Raw genomic sequence first — 2,782 nt, 5'->3', positions numbered from 1 at the left:
CCGTGAAAAAACAGCTCCACGTGGCATAAGGGGTACCCTGTTTGTCTCTTTTTAAATGGTAATTATTGTAACGAAAATTGCTCAACTACAGTAAGAAATATGCCATTCTTATAGCATACCTAGTAACACTAAGTCAGGATTTAATTGACCAAGCAATTGAAATTCATGATCGACAAATGATGATTTTACAATCGAAAGGCCGTAAAACACAAGAGGAAATGCAAAGGGAAAATGGAAAAGCAGTTAATGAAAAAGTTGTTCATTTTGCAGATATTGGGGCTGCACTTATTCAAGCACGAGATGAAGGACTTGATCCATTTAGCACCATTGAAAAGGTAATGCCTTGGGATAAAATCGTTGCTTCCGTTGAAGAAGCAAAAAAATTAGCCCGACCAATGGATTATGATTACCTTGATTTGCTAGAGAATCGATTTACTTATTTGAGAAAGTACACCCCTGCTCTTCTGAAATCGTTAGAATTTCGTTCTACAAAAGCAGCAGAACCATTATTACGTGCATTAAAAACATTGAACGAGATGAATAAATCCGGCAAAAGAAAAGTACCAGATGGAGCTCCGTTAGATTTCGTCCCAAAACGATGGGAAAAGCATGTGTATGACGAGGAAGGAATTATTAATCGACATTATTATGAAATGGCTGCCCTAACGGAATTAAAAAATCATATTCGTTCAGGAGACGTATCTGTAGTCGGTAGTAGGCTCCATAAAGACTTTGAGGATTACCTTGTTCCCAAAGATGAATGGACAACAACCAATTTAAAGGAAACTAGACTGGCAGTTCGTTCATCAGCAGAGGAATATCTTGAAGAAAGAAGAAAGGCTCTAGCTGAACGCTTTACATGGATTTCAAATAACCTTGATAGTCTTGAAGGAGTAAATATAGAAAAAGCAAAACTTAGAGTGGATCGTTTAGAAAAGAATACCCCAGAAGATGCATGAACCTTCAGTTTATCCTTATATAATATGCTTCCAAGAATTAAGCTCACTGATCTTTTAATGGAAGTAGCACACTGGACAGGATTTGATGAAATGTTAATACACGCTTCCACCAATCGCCCTCCGAAGGGAGAGGAAAAGGTCATTTTGATGGCTGCACTTATGGCGATGGGAACGAATATTGGGTTGACTAAAATGGCAGATGCTACACCTGGAATTACTTATCACCAGATGGCCAATGCCGCACAATGGCGATTGTATGATGATGCTATAAATCGAGCACAGGCAACTTTGGTAAATTTTCAACACAAACTTGCTTTAGCCTCTTATTGGGGAGATGGCACCACATCTTCATCTGATGGAATGCGAGTACAAGTTGGAGTTTCATCGTTACATGCCGAGGCAAATCCTCATTATGGTACAGGGAAGGGGGCAACCATTTATCGATTTACGAGTGATCAATTTTCATCTTTTTATACGAAAGTCATTAATACAAATGCAAGAGATGCTGTACATGTCATCGATGGACTGCTTCATCATGAAACCGAATTAAATATTGAGGAGCATTATACTGATACGGCTGGTTATACCGATCAAGTTTTTGGTTTAAGTCATTTGTTAGGTTTTCGTTTTGCACCAAGACTTCGTGATTTAGCTGATGCTAAACTATACACCATTCAAAAGCCAAGTGATTTTCCTGATCTAGAAAAATTACTTCGTGGGCGAATTAACACAAAGATTATTCAAAAAAACTTTGATGATGTGCTCCGTTTAGCCCATTCGATTCGAGAAGGAAAAGTGTCTGGTTCGCTGATTATGGGGAAATTAGGGTCATATGCAAGACAAAACAAGTTAGCTACTGCCTTACGAGAAATGGGAAGAATCGAAAAGACTATTTTTATTTTAGATTATATATCTAATGAAGCCCTACGTAGGCGTATTCAGCGAGGATTAAATAAAGGAGAAGCTATGAATGGCTTGGCAAGAGCGTTATTCTTTGGAAAACGAGGCGAATTACGAGAACGAGGACTACAAGATCAACTTCAACGTGCAAGTGCTTTAAACATTATAATTAATGCCATTAGTGTATGGAATACCGTATACCTTACCGAAGCAATAAATTTGTTGAAGGAAAAAGGAGATTTGCGAGAAGACTTGCTAAAACATATTTCACCATTAGGATGGGAGCATATCAATTTTCTTGGTGAATACACCTTTGATATGAAGAAAATAGCTAGTTTAAATTCACTGCGCCCTCTTATTCAATAAAAATAAAAGCCGAAATTTCCTTAGCGTAGGAAAACTCGGCTTTATTCATGTCGAAATTTGCTTAGCGTATGTTTTGCGCTTTTTGTTGGTGGGACCCCAGAACCAAGATGATGAAACAGTTGGCCGAGTTCGATACCAATATAACCAGAACCGATGACCGCTAATCGTTTCGGTACTTCTTTTCGTTCAAGTAGCGTCGTGCTTGTGACGTAATCCACACCCGCAAGCCCAGGAATATTAGGAACTGCCGGAGAAGCACCTGTGGCAATCAGGAAGCGGCTCGCTGATAATTTTTTCCCATTGACTTCTACTGTCGTTTCGTCTAAGAATACCGCTTCTCCTTGTATGAGCGTAAATCCATATTCGTTGATGAGATTTACATATTTCGTTTGGCGTAGATCGCGCACTAATTCATTTTTTTGCTCGATTAGTGCAGATAAATCGACCGTTCCTGCAGACGTATGCAGCCCAAGAAACGGATGATTTTTTGCTAAGTATATAAGTTGAATTAAAGATTTACAACTGAACACACAAACGATCGATCGTTTGTTCTGGTT

2 pseudogenes are annotated in these 2,782 nt (G+C 38.7%); one reads left to right on the top strand and one right to left on the bottom strand.

Annotated features, from left to right (window positions below):
• Positions 1 to 89: 89 nt before the first annotated feature.
• Positions 90 to 2,225, top strand: a pseudogene (locus tag BM213_RS14210) (Tn3 family transposase); the annotation flags it as partial.
• Between the two features lie 44 nt (positions 2,226 to 2,269).
• Here the strand turns inward: BM213_RS14210 and BM213_RS14205 are convergent.
• Positions 2,270 to 2,782: pseudogene (locus BM213_RS14205) on the bottom strand (FAD-dependent oxidoreductase); the annotation flags it as partial.

The organism is Anoxybacillus pushchinoensis (assembly GCF_900111795.1).
Taxonomy (GTDB): Bacteria; Bacillota; Bacilli; order Bacillales; family Anoxybacillaceae; genus Anoxybacillus; species Anoxybacillus pushchinoensis.
The sequence above is the reverse complement of the archived record's forward strand: the minus strand, read 5'-3'. Positions and strand labels throughout refer to the sequence as shown.